The organism is Pseudoalteromonas marina (genome assembly GCF_000238335.3).
Classification (GTDB): domain Bacteria; phylum Pseudomonadota; class Gammaproteobacteria; order Enterobacterales; family Alteromonadaceae; genus Pseudoalteromonas; species Pseudoalteromonas marina.
The window spans coordinates 364,680-390,117 of the sequence record NZ_AHCB03000012.1 but is presented as its reverse complement, the minus strand read 5'-3'; the positions used below and the strand labels follow the sequence as shown (position 1 = coordinate 390,117).

Genomic DNA, 25,438 nt, shown 5'->3' with positions numbered 1-25,438 from the left:
ACACAAATTAAACCAGCTAACAATATTGTTTTATAACCAAATCATAACACTAGAATTTTGACATATTAGTGGGGTTTGGGGTAACCTTGTCGGTTAATAAATGGTATAAATTTTTAGACCTAAATGGTCAATATTCCTTAGGGTATGAAGGTACAATATGGGTAATCGTCGCTTATTTTGGCGCATTGTTGATAAAATAGAGTCTTTAATAAATCAAGGTGAGTTTACTGCTGGGAGTCGTTTACCTCCTGAGCGTGAACTTGCAGAAATGTTTGACGTAAGTCGCCCAACAATTCGAGAAGCAATTATTGCATTAGAAGTACGTGGACGGGTTGAAGTTAAAACCGGTTCGGGTGTTTATGTTGTTGAACAAAAAAATGCCTCTATAAAATCAAAAGAGATCAGCGCATTTGAATTAACTCAGGCCCGCGCACTCATCGAAGGCGAAATTGCAGCACTTGCCGCTCAAAGCATTACAGAAGAAGAACTTGAGCAGCTAAATAAAACGCTAATAGTAATGGAAAAAGGGCTTTATGTAGAGCAAGCAGACCGCGAATTCCATGAAATAATTGCCAGAGCAACACGCAATAAAGCGCTTGAATTTGCTGTTTCTAACTTGTGGGATTTACGATTAAAAAACCCACAAATTGTTGCCGATTACAGTAGTGTTTGTACTAATAACAACGAATGTGTGATGGATGAGCACACAGCTATTTACACGGCACTAAAATCACATGACGCAAGTGCAGCCCGTGCGGCCATGCATAAACACTTCAACCGATTAATAAATGCATTGTTTGACGCTGTAGAAGCGCGTGCTCTTGAAGAAATAAAACGTAAAAATGACGAAAAACGCGGCCTTTACTCTTTGGACGGTCTCGTTAATAAAAGCGCTCACTAAGTTTAAACATACTAGCAAACACCTGTTTGCTAGTATGTTGCCCTTCATTAGATCTTACTCTAAACAGCCACACCTATTTTTTAATCGCAAACACTTACCAATCGTACTAAAAGCAGATATTATCCCGCCACAAAATATAGCCATTGCATCTTAAATAGTGGAAATTTATTAACCCCTATTAACAGTGCTTTAAATTAGGGACAACAATGCAATCAAGTACCAAAGACTTCATATTAGCAACTGTTTGCTTATTAATTGCCATGATGACCATTCAATCGGGTGCGTCGTTTGCAAAGCAACTATTCCCCATTGTTGGCCCCGAAGGGACGACCGCGCTTAGGCTTGGTTTTTCTGCACTTATATTATGTTTAGTATTTAAACCATGGAAACATATACCCACTAGAGGAAACCGCTTAGCTATTGTGGTTTATGGTTTAAGCCTAGGTGGAATGAACATTCTGTTTTACTACGCTATTGAGCGCATACCCTTGGGTATTGGTGTAGCACTGGAGTTTACTGGTCCCCTTGCCGTTGCTTTATTTAGCTCTCGCCGTAAACGCGATTTATTTTGGGTTGCCTGCGCCATTGCCGGTATATTACTTTTATTGCCCGATATGAGCGGTGAAGAGAGCTTAGATCCTGTTGGTGTTATTTTAGCTTTAGCAGCAGGTGCATGTTGGGCTGGCTATATATTGTTTGGTAAAAAAACCGGAATGCAAAGCTCAGGTGGTGCAACGGTTGCCCTAGGTATGACAGTTGCGGCCATTGTGCTTGTGCCCTACGGAGGCATTATGCAAGCGAGCGCATTCACATGGGAAGTTATTCCTCTGGGGATTGGTATTGCAGTTTTATCAAGTGCGTTACCCTACACGTTAGAGATGGTGGCACTGCGTAATATGCCTTCTCAAGGCTTTAGCATAATGATGAGCCTTGAACCTGCCATTGCATCACTTGCTGCCTTTGTTATTTTAGGCGAGCTACTCACACTCTGGCAGTGGTTAGCCATTTTATTAGTAATTATAGCCTCGGCAGGAAGCTCCTTCTCTGGCGAGTCAAAAAAGTAGCCTAAACCAAAAGCCATCAACCACGATGGCTTTTTTGTTAAGCTGTATGTGCTTTTTGTTTTTCTTTTTTAGCAGAATAAACAAACCCTATTAACGCAATAAGCGGCATTGCAGCCGCAACTAAAGCTATACTTTCCCACCCCCCAAACTCATATAATGAGCTAGCAATTAATGACCCAACAGCACCGCCTAAAAATATACTGGTCATGTAAATGGCGTTAAGCCGAGCACGGCTTTGTGGCTCTAGCGAATAGATTACCCGTTGGCCAAGTACCATATTGGCTTGCACTGCAAAATCAATTAAAACACCGGTTAGCGCCAATATGATAATGCCGTTTGGTAAATCAAATAAGCTGGGTAAAAAACACAATAATGCAATCACTTTGGCTAATAACGACATTTCGTAGGTATAGCCTTTGTCAGCTAAACGCCCAACAATAGGCGCTGCAACAGCACCGGCTGCGCCCACTAAAGCAAACAATGCTATTTGAGTTTGCGAAAAACCATATTCTCTGGCAAGCACAACAGGCACTGTCGTCCAAAACAAGCTAAATGACGCAAACATTAGTCCTTGGTAAAAAGCACGTTGACGAAGCACAGGTTGACCTATTACCAGCGACTTTAACGATCGTAATAAAGCAAAGTAACGTGTGTTATGCGTTGGCAACCTTGTTGGTATAGCAAAGTGAATAACTAAAGCAATAAATACCATGCATCCCGCGGCAAAAAAGAACACGGCACGCCAGCCAAAATGATCGGCAATTATGCTGGCTACAGGTCTTGCTAGCAAAATACCCAACAACAGCCCCGCCATAATATTACCTAAAACTTGCCCCCGCTTTTCGTCTGACGATAAATGCGCCGCCAACGGAATAAGTACCTGCACCGATACCGAGCTTGCTCCCACTAGCAAACACAAAAACAGCATTGTATTTGGTGTTTGAACAACCCCCAGTCCAATTAAGCTAAAAAATGTAATACACAGAGTAATTAACATTAACCGTTTATTTTCAACTAAGTCGGCTAACGGCACTAAAAAAAATAACCCAATGGCATAGCCAATTTGAGTTAAAGACACAATAAAGCTGGCACTATGTGCACTTAAACCCACATCCGGGGCTAACAATTCTATAATAGGTTGTGCATAGTAAATGTTGGCAACAATTAAGCCGCAACATAGTGCAATAACGCTTACAAGAGTACGGCTGATCTGCACAGGGTCTGCGCTTAAATTAGACATGGCATTCTCAAAATTAATTAAATAAAACCTCAAGAAACTGAGGTTTTTATTAGGTCACTTTATGGGCGAAGGCTTTCCATGGGGGCTTGAACGTAAATATTGCTTAGGTGCGTTAACTGTTGCACCCAATTCAGCTGCTGCATGCCATGGCCAATGTGGGTTATATAAAATACCTCTAGCTAAAGCCACTGCATCGGCTTTGTGCTCGCTTAAAATATTTTCTGCTTGTTGCGCTTCGGTAATTAAACCCACCGCAATAACCGGCATATTAACGGCCTGTTTTATTGCAGTAGCAAAAGGCACCTGAAAGCAAGGCTCAACAGGTATTTGCTGTAAAGGGCTTAAACCCGCAGTACTTACATGAATAAAATCACAGCCAAGCTCATCAAGCGCTTTAGCAAGCACTATTGATTGCTCTAAATCCCAGCCACCTTCAACCCAGTCAGTCGCTGAGATTCGAATACCCACGGGTTTGTTACTGTTAAACTCTGCGCGAACAGCTTTAAATACCTCCATTACAATGCGCATACGGTTTTGTAAACTGCTTCCATATTCATCGTCACGCTTATTACTCAAAGGTGATAAAAACTGATGCAACAAATACCCATGAGCACCATGTAATTCGATCAGATCAAGGCCTAGCTCGTCGGCGCGTTTAGCAGCGCTTGCAAAGTCCGCAATTAATTGCGCTATATCTGCTTTACTCATTGCAACAGGTTCAAACGAATGCTCATCGTAAGCCTGTGCTGATGGCGCAATAGTTTGCCAACCATTTTTATCGCTAAGTGAAATAGCACCTACGTCGTCCCACGGTTTACCGGTTGACGCTTTACGCCCTGCATGCGCTAGCTGAATACCTATAGGCATGTCACTATATTGCCTAACCGCGTTTAAAGTTTTACCTAATGCTTGTTGGGTTTCATTATTCCACAGACCTAAATCACCATAGCTTATTCGCCCCTCAGGGCTTACAGCCGTCGCTTCAATAATAAGTAAACCGGCTCCACTTAAACTCAGTTGACCTAAATGAATAGTATGCCAATCAGTTGCCTCACCATTAATAGCTGAATATTGGCACATAGGTGCAATAATAATGCGGTTAGGTAAACTGAGCTTACCCAAAGATAACGGCGAAAAAAGCTGGCTCATAACAGATCCTTGATGCATACGAATTAAAAATTAAATTGAATGTACGAACTAATAAACACATTCGCCCATTTAGTCATATAAAAAACCTTTATTTAAAAGTAGGTTATGGGGAGGTAAAACTTTTTTTAAACCGCTACAACTTACTAAAAAATAAATGGCTCCCTGCCCAGCCAAATAAACTTACAAAAAATTAACACCACAAAAATACAAGCATGCAAAAAAGGATGAATAGTCATTCAAATATTCACAAAAATTAAAACCGTACATAAATTGTACCTTTCGCGGGTAAAGCTACCAATAAATGGGTGATAAATTTAACAAACCCAACAAACCACACCTAACCAATCCTTTTTTATTCTAAAAAAGTGAATTTTAATTCAATTTACACATTCCCTGATTCGATTGTGACTGATATCATATTCACTGTACTTTACTTATGTTAAATCTTTGAACTAGGGATCATTTTTATGTTTAAACCAAGCTTGTTAACCTTGGCTATGTCGGGCGCCCTATCTAGCGCTTTTTTACTTCCAAATACTGCGTTTGCCCAAGAGCAAGAAACCGCAAAAGACAAATCACTTGAAGTTATTGAAGTAACAGCAACACGACGTAGCGGCTCAGTGCAAAACGCACCGCTTAACATTACAGCGCTTGATGCCGACATAATGAAAGACCAAAACATCAGCGAACTCGCCGATGTAGCACGTTGGGTACCTGGTTTAACAATTACCGATCAAGGTGGTCGTTCTGGTTCACCTATTATTGTACGTGGTTTAAACACAAACTCTTCAGGTCCATCATCAGACGGTGGCACGGTTGCAACTTACATTAACGAGATCCCAGTCGCCATTGATATGCGCCTAGTCGACGTAGAGCGCGTAGAGGTTCTTATTGGGCCACAAGGTACGCTGTACGGTGCAGGTACATTAGGTGGTGCTATTCGTTACATGCTTAAAGAGCCTGAGCTTGATTTCACATCACTTGAAGTATTCGGCAATGTATCGCAAACACAAGAAAGCGACTCTATTGGCGGTGAAGGTGGATTCATATTTAACTTACCATTAATTGAAGACACACTTGCCGTTCGTGCTAGTTTAAACATTTACGAAGACCCAGGTTTTATTGACTATGGTTACGTAGTGCGTGAGCCGGGCGTATCGTTACCTGATCCAGATTGGACCGACAGCGCAGCAGTTAACAACAACCTTAAAAATGTAGAAGACGCCAACGGTGAATCAACCACTACAGGGCGTATTTCTGTTCGCTTTAAACCAAGCGAAACATTTGAAGGTACACTTAACTACTTTTACCAAAACCAAGACAGCGAAGGTCGCTCAATTGTTCATTACAATACATTAAGCGCCGATAACGGTCTTAGCGATTTAATTGGTGAATACGAGTCAGGTTATCGCTACGAAGAACCGCGTGAAAAAGAAAACCAACTACTAAGCTTAGAGTTAAAAGCAGACCTAGGTTTTGCTGAATTAGTATCGGCAACAGGTATTTCAAATTTTGATGCAGACGGCCAACGTGACCAAACCGATTTACTTATTCGCCTTGATTACGGCTACGAAGAATTTCCTGCGTTTTCATCGTTCACACGTGAAATTGAAGAGCAAGACACGTTCACACAAGAGATTCGTTTAGTATCACAAAACGACAGTGATATTAACTGGATTGTAGGTGGCTTTTACAACAAAATTGAAAGTGATGCGTCTAGCCAAGAATACACGCCAGGCTTTGGCGATTTTGCAGTAGAAAACTTTGGTGCAGACCAATCTCGTCCAGACCAACTTGAATACTACTCAATTGACCGCGTTGAAATAACAGAGTCAGCTTTATTTGGTGAAATTGGTTACCAAGTTACCGAGAAACTCGATATTACTGTAGGCGCTCGTTTTTACAAATACGATGTAGAGTCTGAGTCAGCGGTCGACTTTCCATTATTTAATACCTTATTTGGCGGCGCAGGCCCAGACGACGTAACACTTAACTTTGAACAAAATGAAGCAAGCGACAACGGCAGCCTATTTAAATTTAACGCCAAGTATCAATTTACTAATTCAGTAATGGGTTACGCAACAATAAGTGAAGGCTTTAGAATTGGTGGTTCAAATGGTTTAGCACCTTGTCCTGATCCATTACCAGCTAACCAAGCGGGTTGTGGTAACCCAAGTGAAATGCTTTACGATGCAGATACAACAACTAACTACGAGCTTGGGTTTAAAAGCACATGGTTAAGAAGCCGTTTACACTTTAACGCTGCATTATTTAATATAGATTGGGACGACGCACAAGTTGCCGGTGCAACCGAGGTAGGCCAACTACCGTACTTGTCTAATGCCGGTTCAGCCAATGCGAAAGGTATTGAAATATCGTCGCGTGCAATTTTATCTGACTCATTCTCTGTGTATTCTACATATGCATACACAAAAGCAGAGCTAACATCAGACGCACCATTCTTATTTAATTCAGACGGCACAGATGGTGCAGAAGATGGCGACCGTTTACCAGGCTCGTCTGAGCACCAGTTTTCAATGGGTGTAAACTATCAAACCGATGTGTTTAACGACAAAACGCTTGATATTAACTACGGTATTACCGCACAAAGCGATGTAATTTCTCGTGTTGGTTTACGCGATAACGGTGAAACATTACCAGGTTATAGCTTAAGCAATATTTCAGCTAAACTAACCGCCGATGAGTGGTCAGCGACCGTTTACGTAGACAACGTATTTAATAAATACGCCGTTACGTCTGTTCGCCGTTCAGATGCCGATATTACCTCAGCAAATAGAACTGATATACAACGTAACTATGGTTACTTTATCAACCGTCCATTAACGGTAGGCATTAAATTTAATTATAAGTTTGAAATATAATTAACCGTTAAGTTTAAGTACAATCAAAAGGCTCAAATTTATTTGGGCCTTTTTTCTTTATTAACGCGTAACTAAACAATACAAATAAAAAATGCAGCCAAATTTAAAACAACTCCATCAAAGCGCTATTAAATATTTAAACGAAGGCAAAGTACAACTTGCCCACAAAAGCTTAGTTGAACTGGTTTCGCATAAACCTGACTTTGCCGACGGCTATTTTTTACTGGCAATGGTCAACTTGCAAGTAGGGCAAATTTATAAAGCCATCAAGCTAATCGAAAAAGCCTTAACACTTGGCTCTAGCATTGAATATTCTGCTCAACTGGCAAAATGTTATGCGCTTACCGGTGACTTAAAAAAAGCAAAAAATGTAGCGCTGTCGGTGCCTATTACACAAATAAAAAAAGCACTCGACGCCGATACTCTAGGCGTTGCACTTACGCAAGCAGGCCTACACGAACACGCTTTACATTATTTTGAATGTGCACTCACATTAGCCAATGCCAAACAACAACCTCAACCCCAGTTTTATTACAACTTTGCAGTAAGCGCCAAGTTTTTGGGCCTATTTGACAAAGCACACACCGCGTTTGAACATGCCATTGCACTTAACCCGCTTCATCATCAAAGCCACTTTGCACTCAGTGATTTAACTAAAGTAACAAAGCAAAAAAATAATATTACACGGTTAAAGCAAGTGTTTGAGCAGGTTTCACACCCTGATGCTAAATTACACATAGGCCATGCACTGGCAAAAGAATACCAAGATATTGGCGCATTTTCTGACGCCTTTACCGCGTTACAACAAGGTAAAGCAGCAAAGCATGCACTTACCCCGTTTGATAACGCATCGTCAAATGCGTTGTTTGAACATATAAAACAACTCAGTGCTAAACACAAAAACCAACAAGTAAACGGCAATCCCACCGCTGAGCCTATTTTTGTATTAGGTATGCCCCGCTCTGGTACCACATTAGTTGAGAGAATATTATCGAGCCATAGCGACGTGCAATCGGCTGGTGAACTACAAGACTTCGGCCTAAGTGTAAAAAGGTTAAGCAACACACCCACACCAAACGTGCTCGACATACAAACACTCACTAAAGCGTATGAACTTGATTTTAATCAGCTTGGCTCAACATATTTAAACGCCACCCGCGTTACTACCGGTAGCCATAAACATTTTATAGATAAACTCCCGTTTAACTTTTTTTATATCGACTTAATCACTAAAGCACTGCCAAACGCTAAAATTATTTGTATGCTGCGCGACCCAATGGACACCTGTATTGGTAACTACCGCCAGCTATTTACCATTAACAACCCTTACTACGCGTATTCGCTAGACCTACTCGACACTGCTAAATTTTATAGCCGTTTTTATAAACTCATACAGCACTTCAGCACCCTGCACAGCAATATAAAAATTGTGAAATACGAAGAATTAGTCGCACAGCCCGAGCAGCAAATAAAAGAGTTAGTCAGCTTTTGTGATTTAGAGTGGCAAGAACAGTGTATAGACTTTCACTTAAACACCGCACCGGTATCTACTGCCAGTAAAGTGCAAGTACGCCAACCGCTAAACAACAAAGCCATTGGGCGTTGGAAGGCATTTAAACCCCATAGTGACGAGGCTCAAAATTACCTGTTAGAGCAAGGAATTACGTTGCAATAGCCATTAATTATGCATTGCTTTAGTAAAAGTGAATTTATAAGCCAAAGTTAAAGCTTAGGTTTATAAATTCATAACACAATAAACTTCCCAGCTTTAACTAGAGAGTTTTTATATATTGCAATAGAGAGCATTTAACTTGGCTTTTTAGATTGAACTTTTCTTATTTGAGAAATAGCTTCCATTAAAAAAGCCGTATTAAGCCCTACAATTATTAACCCATTAACAGCCGTTAAACTGCCAAGCAGCCTCCATTGAGTGCCCAACACAACGTCGCCATAACCAAGTGTTGTAAAGGTAACAACCGAAAAATAAAGTGCGGACTCTAATTCGCTAAAAACATCAAAAATTAAAAATATAGCAGCCCATAACCACGCACTCGCCGTTAAGCCTCCTACCAACCAAATTACCATTGCCGTGACGACTAAAATCATCTTTAGAGTTTTTGAGCCATTTAGTAACCAATCGTTAATATTAGCCAGCACTTTAGACAAAACACCAATAAACATTGCTTGTATTAGCACCGTGCCACAAATAACAAATGTTCCAATAATAAGCTGTATTAGCATTTTGATCCCACTGCTTAAATCCTTATATTTAAGTAACATTATACATAAAATTCACAACAGGGTAGGAACCTACATTCACTATAATAAATTATTTTTACTACCGTTATTTAACAGTTTATTACTGCTATTATTACCTTGCTAAAACTCAGCCAAAACCTAAGTAAGACAATATTTAGGTAAATAAAAACAGAAATAAACACTTAAAACCAAAAGGAAATGCAGTAACCGTAAACATCACTAAACCGCTAAGTAATCACCGGGAAAGCAATAACAAAAATGTTTGGCGTAACTCATCAATTTAATAAAACTACAGATAGTTATGCCTGTACTTGCTTTAACTCACCTGACTCATATTCCGTTAAATTTTCATTTAACTCGATAGATTAGGTTTAATCTGCAAAGTGTCATGAGCAGACATCGAAGGTTTTAATGTCTGAAGTCAAAATTTGACCCCGCTTACTTCCTAAAATGACTAGAAGCATAAGTAAGACTCTAAACAGGAGACTAAACTTTCTGTTACTCATGGCACATAACGCAAAACTAAGCGGCTGGCGATAGCCTGTCCTTACTTGAGCATATTGTCATGACCGTAATTATCACTCACGTAATCACTTTTAAAACTACCATCAATAGTTAAAGATTTGCTAAAAGTACTTTTCGCAGCCTCGCTATCTCCTTTCGATAAATAGGCGAATGCCAAACTGTCGTAGGCCTGCGGTGCATTGGGAAACAATGAAACTAAATATTCGAACATATCAAATGCTTCGGTCCATGATTTTGTACTAAGTAGTTCCATTCCTACTTCATTAATTGTTCTGCCGATGAATCGACTGTAACCATTGTCTTTATAAACCTGTTTGAAGTGTTTATAGAATTGTTGTTTTCCTTTTGATTGATAGTACTTAAAGGCAAAGTTTTTTTCCAATTGTTTAACTGGTTGATACTCACCATTTTTGATGTAAGAGTGAATTCGACCGGAAATGCGTTCGGCAACTAAGTGATCAGTATTCGCCAGAACAACTATTTCATAGCCAGTGTCCAAATCTACTTCCACGGCTGCACTGACGCCTAGACCACCTCCATATGCGCCCCAGTGGGAGCCGTCCATTGCAAATAGGTGGCGATTAATCGCGTCTGAGTTTTTCAATAACTTATCGCTATAGAATAACGCTCGATAAAATCGTTGCACATCCACAACAGTCGATTCAATACCGCCATCGGGACTAGGGTGTTCAGTAACACCTGCCTTCCTCAAGTTGCCATTGTATTGGTATGTATATCGGGTTGATTGATATTCATGAGAATTAACCGGCCTGAAGGTCGTTGAAGACATCTCAACCCAATTGAATATATTGTTTTTGAGTAGTTCTTCGAAAGGCTTTCCAGTTACTTTCTCAAGAATCACTCCTAATACCACATACCCATAATTTGAATATTTTCGATCAGTTCCAGGTGTATATAAAAGGGGGTTATTTATCAATATCTTTATTTTCTTGTTTAGAGTATCAAATGCAAGTTGATTCTGACGATATTCAGCCACAAAGATATCAGCAAAGCCTGCACTATGATTTAGTAGGTGCTCAATCGTGATTTTATCAGCATCAGGTTGTTTGAACCCCAACTCAAAGCTAACTAGTTTATCACTTAACTTTAATTTGCCAGCCTCAACCTGTTGCAAGATCAAGACTTTGGTAAAGTCTTTCATGATTGAGCCAAGATTAAAGCGACTTTGAATGCTGTTCTTTATTTTTTCTTCGACATTCTGAAAGCCATAAGATGACGCAAACTCCACCTCATTATCTTTAGTTATCAGTAATGCTCCGGAAAACCATCCCATCTGCTGGTATTGCATGGCGATGCTGTCTGCAATCGTTGCGAGACTAACAGATTTATCTTGCTTTATATCCTCACTGTCCAAAGCCAGTGAATAACTGGCAAAGAATAAAAAAAAGATTAAAACTAAATTTTGAACCATTTGGCGGAATCCTTTCTGTCATAACGCCGCCGTAAGAGGCGGAAAATGCTAGGCTATAATTAGCGAAGAATGAGCGCAAGCCAAGATTTTTGCGTCGTTTCTTGACGGCTTTGTTAGAGTTTTACTGCCAGATCTTTATGTATCTTGGTATAAACCTGCGTTAGCCTTTTTATATGAAAGCTTACTTTCTTCCAATCCCAAGAATTAGTCCTGCCAAATTCAGGCAATGTATCTTCCAATTCTTTAGCTTCTTTTTCATTACGAGAATGTAAGCTAAATAAACCAAAATGGGCACCTTCAATAAATACGTTGAAGTTAATAACTCCCCAGCCATCACTTGTATATCTGTATTTGGCACCACTACACTTATCAGGGTTAAGTTCGTGTTTTTCAGTAAACACTTGTCCGCAAGTATCTACATAATGTAATGACAAATTAATATCTTTGTTTAATTCGTTGTTTTTGTTAACTTTATAGGAAACGTAATCTTTTAACTCATTTAGAGAAGAAAATAGCCTTAGCTCAGAATCAAAGTCAGAATAAGCTTCATAAACTAAAACATCATATTCAAATATATGGTCAAAGAAATCATTGAGTTCACTTATGTTGATTCCGCTAGTCATGCCCATCGATATATTCCAAAAACTCTAACGCCCGCCTAAGCGGCAAATTGACAATGGGTTAAAATTATTGAGCGCCAGCGACAATAACCCGTTGTTAATTGTCCGAGCGAGTTCACGAGCGAATTCAGGCGCTTGTTAGGTAGCGTCACTTGGTTGCTTCCCATGATAAAAATACAAAAGCTGCTCTTGCTCGTGATAGCCAGTTCCCCACAAAGGCGAATTAAGTGAAACAACAGAACCATCTTTCGCAATTTTTATACGCGCTCTCGCATATGCACAATATTCTTCAATTTCGTCGTGAATTTTGTTCTTTAGTTCATCTAAAAACTGCTTAGCTTTATATTGTATTGGATCTAAAGAGTAATGCTGAGCGCAACCACTAGGAACTAAGTAAAACTCTTCATCATCGTCCCAATGAAATGCTTCAATTGTGCGAAATTCTATATTTCCCGACCCGTCTTCAGCGTAGCACGCAAAAGCTAAATCAAACTCTTGTGATTCTGGAAGTGATTCGAAGACTAATTCAACGTCTTCAATAATGTGTCTGACAATCATCCTTGCTACCTAACAACTTTATCAGAGGACACTTTCCTCTTTTTATGAGCAATGTATGTCCTCTTATTTATTTTTAATACTAATAACAAATCCTGTAACACATTGCGAGTATTAACTTTAAGTCGGATGGGGTTGACCATAACACTTTTAACAACAGGCAGAAAAGGGGAGAGTGTCCTCACTTTCTGACTTAGGAGGAAAAACGCCATCGCTTTAGTAAATGCAGTAATTTAAAATGAAAACCAAAAGCTTTTTTAAACCATTTTACCACCTCTAAAAAATGGCAACGGTAATATAAGCAACTACTTTAAATACAATTGTTTGTGTAAGGCTATTAAAAAGGTAGATTTTTTACCGGTGGTAGCTGTAAAAATGAGGTGATGGAAAGTCGAGGGTCAAAGTCGAGGGTCAAATCTTGACTTCAGACATTAAGATTTTTGACTAACTATTTCTCGCTCATTACTGCCCTTAATAACCATTCAAACATGATCAAAGTTTAAAGCTTTGCTTTAAACTAGGCACACACGTCTATGTAACCTATCACTCATTCAAAATACTTAATTTAGTTAGCTTGAGAAAGCCGAGGGTCAAATCTTGACTTCAAATATTAAGGTTTTTGACTAACTATTACTTGCTCACAGCTGAACTTCGCAAAAATGCCATGAGCCAACTCTTGTAACCTTAGACTCTTGTAAGCATTACATTACTCATATAGGGCTAGGTTTTCTTTACGCAGCATATAAGATGATATTTTTTGATAGATAACTAACGAACCGCACACAGTAAGAATAATGCCTAAATTATATTCTTGAATAATAGGTATATAGGTGATCATTGGTATTACAATCAGTATATATAAACAAAACGTAACCCAAAATAATTTTGAATTTATTACCCTTAAACGAATCTTGCAATTCGGGCATCTGAAATACAATGGAAATGCCGAAAGTGATAAGTCAAAAGGATTAACTTTATTTCGACAGTTTGGACAATTACTCATAACATTCCTTGTAATACTAACTTTGAGCTAAGGAGCAGTAACTTTGCGAGAAAATCGCGAAGCCGAGCAATGTTACTGTCCCAGTGAACGACTTAAGCGCTTGGTTAGGTGCGCTCATAAATCTTCCAATGCATTTCTAACACTTTCGTAATTTGGCGGAAACCTGCATCCACCTGAAGAGTAAGTATTTAATTTTTCTGATTTAATATAAAGAACAAAAGACAAACCATCGCAAATAAGTGGAATATCACTTTCTGGATACTCGGGCTTCCATTCTCCGACCCCTAATTCTATTAGCCGCTTAACTATGTTTTGCTGAGTTTCGAAGTCTAACGCTAGAACCTTGAGTGAAGGTGCACTAGGTATCCATTTGGATTCGTTATCAAGTTCAAAATGGTCGTCAATATAAACATATTGATCATCTTTTATGTATATCTCGTGACGATACTGACTCAAAAAATGAGACTCTCGAAAAACAATTTCAATCGCCTCTGACGTTATGGGCCAAAAAAGTGCTAATAAAATTATTTTCTTAAAATCCACTATTAAGCACCTAACTTCCGATTAACGGGTTAAAAATTGCGGGCTAAAATTGAGCGAAGCGAAGAACCCGCAGTTTTTAATCCCTGTTTCATTGTTTGTTAGGTGCGTAAGAATTCAAGTACTCACCTACTCGACCACCAAATAGTGAAGGTGATGGATATTGTATTTTCCGTTTAACATATGTACAAGACTCTTTAACTCTGTCGCTGCTCTCAGATTGCCACAATGCTATGTCTGTATTTTTTACTATTTCATTTAATGGTTGCTTACCGATGATAACTGCTTTATCAATGAGTTGTTTGTTACTTAAGTACCACTCATTTATTTCTTCTTGGATAGCGGTATCACAGTATTTTTTTAAAGATAATACGTAGCTAAAAACCTGACGAGCTTTAAATGCAGCATCTTGATATGAGCAAACACCATCTCGCCTTTGCTTGCCCTCAGGGACTGCTGCACAATGTTCTACAGCAGATACTTTAAATGAAAAAAGCAGAAAAAAAGTTAGTAATACAATCTTCATTAGCACCTAACGAGCCTGTAGATTAACTCGTTTTTTATTTGTTTTTATTAATGAACCAACCATAGCCGAGTTCCTATTTCGGTTCAATCAGTTATCACTATTTTACATCAAATATAAGATGACAATTTGGAAAGTCGAGAAGTCTAGAGAAGCCGAGGGTCAAATCTTGACTTCAGACATTAAGAGAAGCCGAGGGTCAAATCTTGACTTCAGACATTAAGACTTTTGACTAACTATTTCTCGCTCACCACTGCCCTTAATAACCATTCAAACATGATCAAATTTTAAAGCTTTGCCTTAAAATAGGCTCCCCGTCAATAGAACCTATCGCTCATTCAAAGCACTTAATTTAGTGAACCTGAACCGCCCTACCACAACGCTTATTTACTTTTGTGTCGGTTCAACTGCCAATAATGTCGATTCAGATAAACATTAATGAAGCAGGTTATAAAAGTCGCTAACTTTCTTATCAACAAAACGCCAAACACCTATTTTTTTGATAAGGAATACAGTCATGAACATTATTACAAAAACAGTTATAGCACTGAGTTTAGCAAGCCACTTTAGTGCTCACGCCATTGACCTGCGGGTCGATAACATTCGTTTGTACCAAAGTAGTTCGCAAAGCTTTTCTGCGCCAAGTTCGCTGTATATTGATGAGGGCAAAATTGTAAGCATTACTAAAGCGACTGACCCACTACAAAACGCAGATAAAACAATTAACGCCAACAACCAGTATGCAATACCCGGTTTAATTGATTTACATGTACATTTAGGCTCATCGGGCAGTAACTTTACTGAGTTTCAGTATTTGCCGGTTAAGTCGCACTTTAATTCTAATTTGTATTTAGGCGTAACTAACATTGTTGATTTGTTTTCGTTCGAACAAACCCTAAACGAAGCTGCGCAATTAAAAGCAGCCCAACTAACCCCTAACCTTTTTTATGCAGGTACATTGTTTACCAAACCTGGCGGGCATGGCACGCAGTTTGGTGGCCAAGCATACGAAATTGCAAAAGATGAAGACATAGCAGCGCTGTGGCAAAAACATATAAGCACTAATCCACATGTAACTAAAGCGGTTATTGAAACCTTTGGCGGTGTAGGTAAATCGTTAACTGATAGCCAACTGGCGGAGCTAGGTAAGCGCTCTAAAGCCGCTAATTTACCGTATTTTGTGCATGTTTCTACACTAAATGATGGTAAACGCGCAATTAAGGCCGGTGCAACGGCTTTAGCGCACGGCATTAATAGCGAAGCGATTGACGATGAGTTTATTACGCTAATGAAACAGCATAATGTAACTTACATTCCTACCCTTGCGGTGTACCACAATCATAGCGATGAAAAGCATAACCATACTATTAGCTCACAAAGCGAGTTACTAAAAACCATTCCTGAAAAGCTTCAAGGGTGTTTGTTTGAAAAGGTGCCTGCACCTTCAAAATGGAAAGAGCACGCGTGGGATGAGCGTAAAACCGCTTATGCAAATATACAAAAGCTACATAAAGCTAATATTACTATTGGCACAGGCTCTGATGCCGGAAACCCTTACACGCTGCACGGTACAGGGTTACACAACGAGTTAGATGCACTTAAAAAAGCAGGCCTAACTAATGGTGAAATAATTAACGCAGCAACGGTTAACGGCGCAAAAGCGATTAATAAAGCCGGGAGCATTGGCAAACTTGCTAAAGGTTTTGAGGCAAGTTTTGTACTGCTTAAACAAAACCCACTTAGTGATATAAATCATATTCATACTATCTCACAGGTGTATAAAACAGGTTTAAAAGTAGACCGCTCAGCGCTTATTGCTCAAAACAAGGCCATTACACCACAAGGCCCTACCTGTAATGAAGAAGTTAAAAGCAGCCAAGCACAGCATAGTATTGATGATTTTACCGGTGATACACCATGGCAAGCTATGAGCGATTCGGTAATGGGTGGGCAGTCTGTTGCAACGCTTACCACGCATAAAAACAGCTTAACTATTGATACAACCATTACAAAGCCTACCAGCTTTGGTGCATGGGCGGGCGCTGAAATTAAGTTTTCGTCACCGGCTGATGCCTCAACATTTAAAGGTATTCGCTTAACCTATAAAGGCTCAACTACACCTTTTGCTATGTCTGTTTATCATAGTGATGTAAAAGATTGGGATCACTTTAGTGTACTTTTAAAACCACGCGATGAGTGGACCACGCTTGATATACCTTTCACTACATTTAAACAGTTTGGGTTTGGTAGCCCCGTTACGTGGTCGGCAACAGAATTAACAGGGGTTAACTTAATGTGGCGTAAAATGCCAGGCGCAAGCAACGAGCCGTTAAAAAACACATTACAAATCAAAGAGCTAACTTACTTTTAAATAAGTAACAGTCAAAACACAAAATCTTTGGGTTTTGACTGTTTTTTGTTATGGTTTAATCACTTACAAAAAGAAGCACCTATTATGCTCAAACATCCTTTTTACAAATACAGCTTTTTTATTCTACTTATTGTTGATATTGCTTACGCCCTTGGGCTGATAATTGCTAACTCTGCGCCCTTAACAGGCGGCAGTGCACTCGCTGCAACCGTGTGGTTTATTACTTTTTATTGGGTTCCAGTATGGAGTGCGGCAGCCGTTATTTTTTACCTGCGCAATAAGCACATTAATAAAACAGCACTTGAATGGTTAATTGCCGTTGTATTTATGGCCCTCGGTAATGTGCTTACCGATGTATTACTGACACTGCTTTTTGATGGGCATAAATCAATGGGGATATTTGTTGTATTTAACGGCTTACTTTGGGGCTCATGTATTTACCTCACCAGTATTTTTATTGAAAGCAAAAAACGCGTAACAGCCGAAAAACATGCGCTTAAACAAGCCCAACTTGCTACATTGCGATACCAGCTAAACCCTCATTTTATGTTTAATAGCTTAAATACAATTTCCGCTTACATACACACAAAACCCGATTTAGCAGATGAAGTACTGCATGAACTCGCTGATATTTTAAGGTACTCGCTTGATACCGCAGAGCAGCAGCAAATACCTTTACAGCAAGAGCTTACCATAATAGAAAAGTACCTAAATATTGAAAAAGCACGCTTTGGCGATAAGCTTAAGGTTAATTACCACATTCCTAATACCCTTAAAAACAAAACGCTACCACCGCTACTTATTCAACCTATTATTGAAAATGCAATTAAGCACAATGCTAAACAAACCTCACTTACACTTAATATTACCCTGAGTGAAATGTCTAACGGGGTAAAAATTGTGATAAGCGACAACGGAAAAGGCTTTACTGACGATGTATTAAAATGTGGCTACGGAAAAGGTATAGGGATGAAAAACATTATGTTACGCGTTAATCAACTTGGACAAAGTAAAGTATTGCTAAGTAATGATAATGGTGCTGTTGTTACGCTGGAACTAGCGTTATGAACAATATAAACCTGCCAAATAAAACGACTAAAATGCGCATACTGTTTGCCGATGACGAGCTTCCTGCTCGCGAAAAGTTAAGCCATCAATTAAGTTTAATGGAGCATGTTGACGTGGTAGGCATAGCCACAAATGGCAAAGAGGCCATTGCATTAATTAATGAGCTAACTCCTGATGTGGTATTGCTTGATATTCAAATGCCTGAAATTAATGGCCTTGAACTTATTGATTTACTTAACTACCAACCCATTATTATTTACACAACCGCGTATGACCAATTTGCGATTGAAGCATTTGAGCACGCCTCAACTGACTATTTACTCAAACCTTTTCCAATTGCACGATTAAAAAAAGCGTTAGCCAAAGCACAGCAGCAATTAGAGCAACAACGAGCGCATACTCATGTAACTAGCTGCGCAGGTGAACCCGCTTTTACACTTACCGAAAGTTCATTAAACAAACTGGTTAGTAAAAGTGGCGAGCGCATATTTTTACTTTCCCCAAGCGATATTAAATTTATTAAATCAGAGCAAGGAAATAGCTTAGCGTGGAATGGAGAAACGTTTAATCATTTGAGCGACACGCTCGATCAGCTTGAACACGCCCTAGCCACGCACAATTTTGTGCGTATTCATCGCAGTTATTTGGTTAATATTGACCATATAAAAGAAATACAGCGCTGGTTTAACGGCAAATTGATGGTGATTGTAAACGACGATGTAAAATCGGAGCTAAGCACCAGCAGAGCCGGTGCCGATAAGCTAAAACAATTACTGCATATTTAGGCTTATTTTAAAGTTAGCTACTGATCATTACTTGAGTAAACACTTAAAATAGGAAATTTATATTCAGCAAACGAGACAGTTACCGACTGCGTTTCGTTACCCTTAAAACTTAATTTAAAAGGTTGAGGAGGTAGTCGCGTTCCATCAGCGAATAAAGCCAGTAAGTGGTCTTCGTTAAGCTCACGATTGCCCGTCGATAAATTAGTGAGTGTTATTACCGCCCAGCGTTCACCCTCGTTATTACTCATTAATATGTAATTTAAAACATTGAAGTCGCCTTTTTTAGGCGTGATGTTAGCATCGTTTGGAAATGCTAAATGCAAGCTATTAGGTATGGCTCTGTCTACGTTAATTACGTTCTCAGTATTTGCCAATACCGAAGACGACAGTATAACCAACATTAAAATCCATGCTTTAATCATATTAATAACCTCCTTCAAGCGTACTTATTGACGTTTGTATAGTCTACATAGTTAAGCATACTCTCAGCATTTACCTATTATGTAAACATACACAACAAATTCAATAATGCTCACTAAGCGCTCATTCAGCGTTGCTTGTGTAACCTAAGCTTTAATTTCACCTAATAAACATGGCGATTAAACGGAGAAAATTACATGGCAACCACATTTAACAGTTCAGGCGCGATTGAACATTCGCAATTGGCTTTATTAAACACTGAGCACAGCATTCAAGTAAGAGGCGCACGTGTTCATAACTTAAAAAATGTGGATGTAAACCTGCCCCGTAATTCGCTTGTAGTGTTTACTGGTATATCGGGCTCGGGTAAATCATCGCTCGCCTTTGGAACATTATTTGCTGAATCGCAGCATCGTTACCTTGATTCGGTGTCGCCCTATGCACGCAGGTTAATCGATCAGGTTGACGAACCCGACGTAGATTCAATTGAAGGGCTGCCACCAGCAGTAGCAATGCAGCAACAGCGCGGTGCGCCTTCTGTTCGTTCATCGGTTGGCAGCGTAACCACTATTTCTAACGCGCTGCGAATGCTTTACTCACGCGCTGGAGAATACCCTAAAGGGCAGAGCATTTTGTATGCCGATGCGTTTTCTCCAAATACCCCCGAAGGTGCATGCCCACAATGTTCGGGCATTGGACGCACTTTTGAGGTAACCGAACAACTACTTGTGCCCGACAATACAAAAACGATACGCGAAGGCGCAATAGAAGCTTGGCCACCAGCATGGCAAGGTAAAAACTTAAGCCGCATACTGGTATCACTTGGTTACGACATCGACATACCATGGTATGAGTTACCGCAAAAAGCACGCGATTGGATTTTATTTTCAGACGACACCCCCACTGTGCCTGTTTATCCAGACTACACTATTTTAGAGGTTAAAAACGCCATTAAAAATGGCGAAAAACCTCGCTATAAAGGTACTTTTACCAGTGCTAAGCGCTTTGTTCTTAAATCTTTTGCTACAACACAAAGTCCTCGTATTAAAAAACGAGTGTCGCAGTTTATGCAAATATCCCCATGCCAAAGCTGTAAAGGTAAAAAGCTTAAAAAAGAGTCGTTATCGGTTAAAGTCGCAGGCCTTGATATAGGCGAAATTTCGCAGTTAACATTGAACGAACTTGCAGATAAATTAAGATTTGCCGCTAATCCACCTGCTAAAAGTAACGCTACACACCCAGAAAAAGCCATCGTCGCTAAGCGTATTACAAGTGATATTATTAAACGTATAGAATCATTAACTAAACTTGGCCTAGGGTATTTATCACTTGATCGTACCACCCCATCGCTATCGCCAGGGGAGTTACAACGTTTGCGGCTAGCAACGCAACTTCGCTCAAAATTATTTGGTGTTGTGTATGTGTTAGATGAACCTTCGGCAGGTTTACACCCTGCCGATACACAAGCACTTTTAAGCGCATTAGATGAACTAATAGCTGCTGGTAACTCTGTATTTGTGGTTGAGCACGACGTAAGTGTTATTCGACATGCCGATTGGGTAGTCGATGTTGGGCCAAATGCGGGCTCCCATGGCGGTAACATAGTTTATAGCGGCCCCGTTGAAGGCTTAAAGCAAATTAGTAGCTCACACACTAGCCAGTATTTATTTAAAAATAACCAAACCCAGCAGGCACCCATACAAAACAAGCAGCGCCAACCTAAAGCGTGGCTAGCGCTTAAAAATGTTGAACGTAATAACTTACAAAAGCTTAATGTAGAATTTCCGCTTGGGGTTATTACAAGTGTTACAGGGGTATCTGGCTCAGGTAAATCAAGCTTAGTTAGCCAAGCACTTGTTGACCTGGTTTACGATGCACTTGGGCAAAAATCGCAGCCACAAATGCCAACCGACGAAGCAGAGTTACTCGAGCAAGAGCTCAACGTAGCAACCGGCGGGCAAATAACTCTGGGCATTGAGTACATAAAGCGCCTAATTACGGTTGATCAAAAAGCCATTGGCCGCACACCTCGCTCAAACCTTGCAACGTACACGGGCTTATTCGATCAAGTACGTAAACTGTTTGCAAACACCACTGAGGCAAAAAAGCGAAAATACGATGCCGGTCGCTTTTCGTTTAATGTTAAAAAAGGCCGCTGCGAAAACTGCGAAGGCGTAGGCTTTGTAAGCGTAGAGCTGTTATTTTTACCCAGCGTGTATTCACCTTGCCCTGTGTGTAATGGCAAACGCTATAACCAAAAAACACTCGATATTACCTACAAAGAGAAAACCATTGCCGATGTGCTTAATTTAACCGTTGAGTCAGCGCATACATTTTTTACCGATGAACCCGCTATTTTGCGCGCGCTCAATGCGCTTTTACAAGTGGGCCTTGGCTATTTACGTTTAGGGCAACCTGCTACTGAACTTTCGGGCGGCGAGGCACAACGTATTAAACTTGCCACTGAACTACAACGTACACAGCGTGGCGATACGCTTTATATTTTAGATGAGCCAACCACAGGCCTACACCCAAAAGATGTAGCCATGCTAATGGCGCAGTTAAATGGCTTAGTTGATGCTGGCAACACCGTCATTATGGTTGAGCACGATATGCAAGTAGCCAGTAACAGTGATTGGGTTATTGATATTGGCCCAGGAGCTGGCGACGAAGGCGGGGTAATAGTTGCACAAGGAAAACCTGAAAGGGTCGCTGAATCACAAAAAAGTAAAACGGCACCATTTTTAAAAGCGCAGTCAAATCACGCAGGTTCTAATTAAAAATTAATAGTCGTTATGCACAAAATAATAAAGAGCCACGGGCTCTTTATTATTAATCTAAGGCTAACCAAACACCTACAAGCATCATTAAACTGCCTGCAATTCGGTTCATCCATTTAATATTATCGCCTCGGGCTAAAAACAAGCGAAGGCTTTTACCACCTGTTGCATACGCTAACATACTTACAAATTCGGTTATCATAATTACGCTAAGTAAAATAAATAACTGTGGCGCAACAGCCTGGTCAACATTAATAAACGGCGGCAATAGTGAAATCATAAACGCCCACCCTTTTGGGTTAGCAACAGCGGTAATAAACCCTTGCGTAAAAAGCGACTGCCTACTTACATCACTTGGGCTATGTGTATTAACCGACATTTTACCTTTGGCGCGCCACATATTTATACCTATATAAATTAAGTAGGCACCACCGACCCATTTTAAAATAGCGAACGCATCAGGATAATTTAGCATGACACTTGCAACCCCAAGTACCGCCGCAATAGCTACACTAGCAACTCCCAATAACTCACCTATCATCATCCACAAGGTGCGGCGCACACCGATGCTCATACCTAATGTCATGGCAAGGGTCATACACATACCCGGTGTGATAGATACAAAAAAGAAGGTAGGAATAAAAACTGCCAGTGCTGCTGAATCAATCATTAATTTACTCTCGTATTCATAACAAAAACGCGGCTATAAGTAGCCGCGCTGTTGCTTGCCTATGTGTATTGTTATTGCTGGGTATTAACAGCAGGCTCGCTAACGACCTCTACTGGCTGTGGTGTATCATTTAACAAATACTTATCTAACCACTGCTCTTGCTCCCACAATACATGTAATAAGCTTTTACGTGCGCGGTAGCCATGAGCTTCGTAAGGCAGCATAACTAAACGGGCATCTTTTCCTAAGCCTTTAAGCGCGGCATACATTCGCTCACTTTGCATTGGAAAAGTGCCTGAATTAGGATCCTCTTTACCGTGTATCATGAGCATTGGCTCATTGATTTTTTCGGCGTGAAAAAACGGCGACATATTAGCGTATACACTTTGCGCCTGCCAAAAATCACGTTCTTCCCCCTGAAAACCAAACGGTGTTAACGTACGGTTATACGCACCACTTCGAGCAATACCTGTTTTAAATAAATCACTATGCGCCAATAAGTTAGCAACCATAAATGCACCGTATGAGTGCCCTGCTATGGCTATTTTGTCTTTATCAGCAACCCCCTTTTCAACCAATACATCTACTGCTGCTTTGGCGCTAGAAACCAGCTGTTTTCTGAAGTGATCATTTGGCTCACTACCATCAACACCTACAATCGGCATTTTAGGATCGTCAAACACGGCAATACCTTTGGCAAGGTACGGCATTGGGCCCCAGTAACCAATATACGTAAACTCGTAAGGCGACTCGCGAACTTGCGACGCTACTGCTTTGTCTTTGTATTCAAGCGGGTAAGCCCACATAAGCACAGGCAAAGTGCCTTGTGTTTTGTCGTACCCTGGTGGTAAATATAATGTGCCAGAAAGCTCAACACCGTCGTCGCGCGTATAACGCACTTGGTCTTTTGTTACACCTTTAAAAGCAGGGTATGGGTGTTCAAATTGCGTTAGTTGGGTTAACGAATCGTCATCTAAATCACGAATAAAAAAGTTAGGCTGCTCAGTTTTAGACTCACGAACAGTAATAAAGCGTTCGCCTTCGTCATCAAGCAGCGCCCTTACACGCTCGTAATAAGGCGCTTTAGATTGCCATAAACGCTTGCTACTATTTGTTTTTACATCGTACCTGTCTAAAAACGGGATGTTACCTTGTTCTGACGCGCCATTGCCGCGCAGGTAAATATAACGCCCACCAACCACTTTAATTACGTTAGCGCCTAAATCGTTACGCTCGTAAATAGCATTACCAGGGTCTTTATAAGCATCGTTATAACTACGCTCTGAAAACAGCACACGGTTACTATCTGCATTACGCGGCTGTATTACATACGTGCGTAATTGACGGTCGCTGAAGCGCCAATCGCTAAGCATAGCAATGTCGTTATTAGCCCACTCCATACCCGCATAACGACGTTCTACTTTTGCAAATAACTTTGGCTCGCGTTTAAACGGCGCACGTAAGCTATAAATGTAATCATGGTGTGGCACGTCAGTTTTCATGTCGCCGCCATCTTGCGCTTCTGCCCAAATAACTTCAGCACCCTGATCTGCTCGCCATTCAAAATTACGTCTTCCTGTACGCACACTGTCGTAACCTTGTGGAATATTATCGGCCAAAGGTTGCTTAGCAAGCTCGGCTAATGCAAAACCGCGCATACCCCATATTTGCCACGTTGTCGCAAAGCGGCTGTAAGGCACTTGATACGAAAACGGCTCGTTAATTCCCGCCACCAAAATATTAGTCGAGTCGGGCGACACCGAAAACGATTTAAAAAGTGCAGGACTGCCAATAGCTTGAGCTTTTCCATCAAGAGTAATGTAAGCCAACTGGCCTTGACCAAAAAACTTAAATTGAGCTTCATCAAATGGGCTCGTTAATAAATTTTGATACGTGCGTGCAGGGGCTTTTTCGCCAGTGCTTTGCTGAATAACTGGCACAACATTTTGACTGTTGTTTTCTAGCCGTGGTTTACCAACATTTACAGCAAGGTTTGCAATAATGGCTGTGCTGTCTGGTAACCATTGGTATGGCGATGCCGTTAAAACTGAATTTAACGCAGCACTCGATAGCATTTTTGCTTGTTTACTTTCAACACTATAAAGCCATAAATTTGCTTCGTTTGTTTGTTCAACAATAAACGCTAAGTATTTGCTATTAGAAGACCACTTAGGCGAGCGAATAATACCATTTGGTAAGTTATTAATATTAATAACAGTGCCACTTTGCACATGTTTAAGTTCTACAGCACTAAAATTTGCGCGCACCCGTGTGCGTGAAAAATTAGCCGGGTTTAGTTTAATCCCCGCAAGCTTTAACTCTTCAATTGCAAGCTCATCAAGCGATACAACACGCCTGCGTTCAAATAGCGCAAGCCACTGACCATCACTTGATAAGTAACTTGTGGGCGCCAATTTAGCATCTACCACTGCCGCTAAATCAGGCGAAGGAGTTTGGTAGCCCTGCTCTGCATGACTAAATGGTAGTAATACAACACAACAAATAAAGGCAACTAACAGCCTAAAAGCGTTCATGTTTTTATCCTTTTGTTATTTTTTACACAATTAAGTGTATATAAACACGTTTTGCTTTGTTCATAAAGCATTAAGGTGGCTCAACACATGGCAAAAGATGACTTAACAGCCCAGTTT

19 protein-coding genes are annotated in these 25,438 nt (G+C 40.3%); 8 read left to right on the top strand and 11 right to left on the bottom strand.

All coding sequences use genetic code 11. The annotated features are described in order from the left end of the window. Positions 1 to 157 precede the first annotated feature (157 nt). Positions 158 to 901: a FadR/GntR family transcriptional regulator gene (locus PMAN_RS17590; RefSeq protein WP_010556797.1), complete on the top strand. Its 744-nt coding sequence runs from the start codon at positions 158 to 160 to the stop codon at positions 899 to 901. 206 nt (positions 902 to 1,107) lie between these two features. Beyond that, complete coding sequence (locus PMAN_RS17585) at positions 1,108 to 1,965, top strand: EamA family transporter (protein ID WP_010556798.1); 858 nt, start codon at positions 1,108 to 1,110, stop codon at positions 1,963 to 1,965. A gap of 37 nt (positions 1,966 to 2,002) precedes the next feature. Here the strand turns inward: PMAN_RS17585 and PMAN_RS17580 are convergent, their stop codons facing one another. Both PMAN_RS17580 and PMAN_RS17575 read right to left on the bottom strand, forming a co-directional pair. After that, positions 2,003 to 3,205, bottom strand: coding sequence for an MFS transporter (locus PMAN_RS17580; protein ID WP_010556799.1), 1,203 nt, complete (start codon positions 3,203 to 3,205; stop codon positions 2,003 to 2,005). Positions 3,206 to 3,259: 54 nt separating this feature from the next. Further along, positions 3,260 to 4,354: an NADH:flavin oxidoreductase/NADH oxidase gene (locus PMAN_RS17575; protein ID WP_010556800.1), complete on the bottom strand. Its 1,095-nt coding sequence runs from the start codon at positions 4,352 to 4,354 to the stop codon at positions 3,260 to 3,262. A gap of 467 nt (positions 4,355 to 4,821) precedes the next feature. Here PMAN_RS17575 and PMAN_RS17570 point away from each other — a divergent pair, with 467 nt between their 5' ends. Next, the gene (locus tag PMAN_RS17570; protein WP_010556801.1) at positions 4,822 to 7,236 is read left to right on the top strand and encodes a TonB-dependent receptor; all 2,415 of its coding nucleotides are present in this window, start codon (positions 4,822 to 4,824) and stop codon (positions 7,234 to 7,236) included. Positions 7,237 to 7,327: 91 nt separating this feature from the next. Then, a complete protein-coding gene (locus tag PMAN_RS17565; RefSeq protein ID WP_010556802.1) occupies positions 7,328 to 8,911 on the top strand; it encodes a tetratricopeptide repeat-containing sulfotransferase family protein in 1,584 nt (527 codons plus the stop codon). Positions 8,912 to 9,042: 131 nt separating this feature from the next. Here PMAN_RS17565 and PMAN_RS17560 read toward each other — a convergent pair whose 3' ends face one another. The 6 genes from PMAN_RS17560 to PMAN_RS17535 all read right to left on the bottom strand — a co-directional run bounded on the left by PMAN_RS17560 (position 9,043) and on the right by PMAN_RS17535 (position 14,696). After that, entirely contained in the window at positions 9,043 to 9,477 is a 435-nt protein-coding gene (locus PMAN_RS17560; RefSeq protein WP_006791602.1) for a potassium channel family protein, read from the bottom strand. A 565-nt stretch (positions 9,478 to 10,042) separates the two neighbouring features. Next, positions 10,043 to 11,452 (bottom strand): serine hydrolase domain-containing protein, encoded by a 1,410-nt coding sequence (locus tag PMAN_RS17555; protein WP_010556803.1) that lies wholly within the window; start codon positions 11,450 to 11,452, stop codon positions 10,043 to 10,045. 113 nt (positions 11,453 to 11,565) lie between these two features. Beyond that, positions 11,566 to 12,081: a hypothetical protein gene (locus tag PMAN_RS17550; RefSeq protein ID WP_010556804.1), complete on the bottom strand. Its 516-nt coding sequence runs from the start codon at positions 12,079 to 12,081 to the stop codon at positions 11,566 to 11,568. 129 nt (positions 12,082 to 12,210) lie between these two features. Continuing rightward, positions 12,211 to 12,630 carry a hypothetical protein gene (locus PMAN_RS17545; protein ID WP_010556805.1) on the bottom strand — a complete coding sequence of 140 codons (420 nt, stop codon included), beginning with the start codon at positions 12,628 to 12,630 and terminating at the stop codon, positions 12,211 to 12,213. 1,114 nt (positions 12,631 to 13,744) lie between these two features. After that, positions 13,745 to 14,086 (bottom strand): hypothetical protein, encoded by a 342-nt coding sequence (locus tag PMAN_RS17540; protein ID WP_242032471.1) that lies wholly within the window; start codon positions 14,084 to 14,086, stop codon positions 13,745 to 13,747. Between the two features lie 175 nt (positions 14,087 to 14,261). Next, entirely contained in the window at positions 14,262 to 14,696 is a 435-nt protein-coding gene (locus PMAN_RS17535; RefSeq protein ID WP_010556808.1) for a hypothetical protein, read from the bottom strand. 514 nt (positions 14,697 to 15,210) lie between these two features. On the opposite strand from PMAN_RS17535, the gene PMAN_RS17530 reads away from it, so the two are divergent. Genes PMAN_RS17530 through PMAN_RS17520 form a run of 3 tightly spaced genes read left to right on the top strand, consistent with a single transcriptional unit; the run spans position 15,211 to position 18,917 of the window. Continuing rightward, positions 15,211 to 17,064 (top strand): CIA30 family protein, encoded by a 1,854-nt coding sequence (locus tag PMAN_RS17530; protein ID WP_010556809.1) that lies wholly within the window; start codon positions 15,211 to 15,213, stop codon positions 17,062 to 17,064. A gap of 27 nt (positions 17,065 to 17,091) precedes the next feature. Next, on the top strand, positions 17,092 to 18,132 hold the full coding sequence (locus PMAN_RS17525) for a sensor histidine kinase (RefSeq protein ID WP_010556810.1): 1,041 nt from the start codon (positions 17,092 to 17,094) through the stop codon (positions 18,130 to 18,132). Beyond that, positions 18,129 to 18,917: a LytR/AlgR family response regulator transcription factor gene (locus PMAN_RS17520; protein ID WP_010556811.1), complete on the top strand. Its 789-nt coding sequence runs from the start codon at positions 18,129 to 18,131 to the stop codon at positions 18,915 to 18,917. The genes PMAN_RS17525 and PMAN_RS17520 overlap by 4 nt, the downstream gene beginning before the upstream one ends. 17 nt (positions 18,918 to 18,934) lie before the next feature. Here PMAN_RS17520 and PMAN_RS17515 read toward each other — a convergent pair whose 3' ends face one another. Next, complete coding sequence (locus tag PMAN_RS17515) at positions 18,935 to 19,339, bottom strand: hypothetical protein (RefSeq protein ID WP_006792665.1); 405 nt, start codon at positions 19,337 to 19,339, stop codon at positions 18,935 to 18,937. Positions 19,340 to 19,534: 195 nt separating this feature from the next. Here PMAN_RS17515 and uvrA point away from each other — a divergent pair, with 195 nt between their 5' ends. After that, entirely contained in the window at positions 19,535 to 22,117 is a 2,583-nt protein-coding gene (gene uvrA / locus PMAN_RS17510) for an excinuclease ABC subunit UvrA (protein ID WP_010556812.1), read from the top strand. A gap of 52 nt (positions 22,118 to 22,169) precedes the next feature. Here the strand turns inward: uvrA and PMAN_RS17505 are convergent, their stop codons facing one another. Beyond that, positions 22,170 to 22,787, bottom strand: coding sequence for a LysE family translocator (locus PMAN_RS17505; protein ID WP_010556813.1), 618 nt, complete (start codon positions 22,785 to 22,787; stop codon positions 22,170 to 22,172). 71 nt (positions 22,788 to 22,858) lie between these two features. Further along, positions 22,859 to 25,321, bottom strand: coding sequence for an alpha/beta hydrolase family protein (locus PMAN_RS17500; RefSeq protein ID WP_010556814.1), 2,463 nt, complete (start codon positions 25,319 to 25,321; stop codon positions 22,859 to 22,861). Positions 25,322 to 25,438 lie beyond the last annotated feature (117 nt).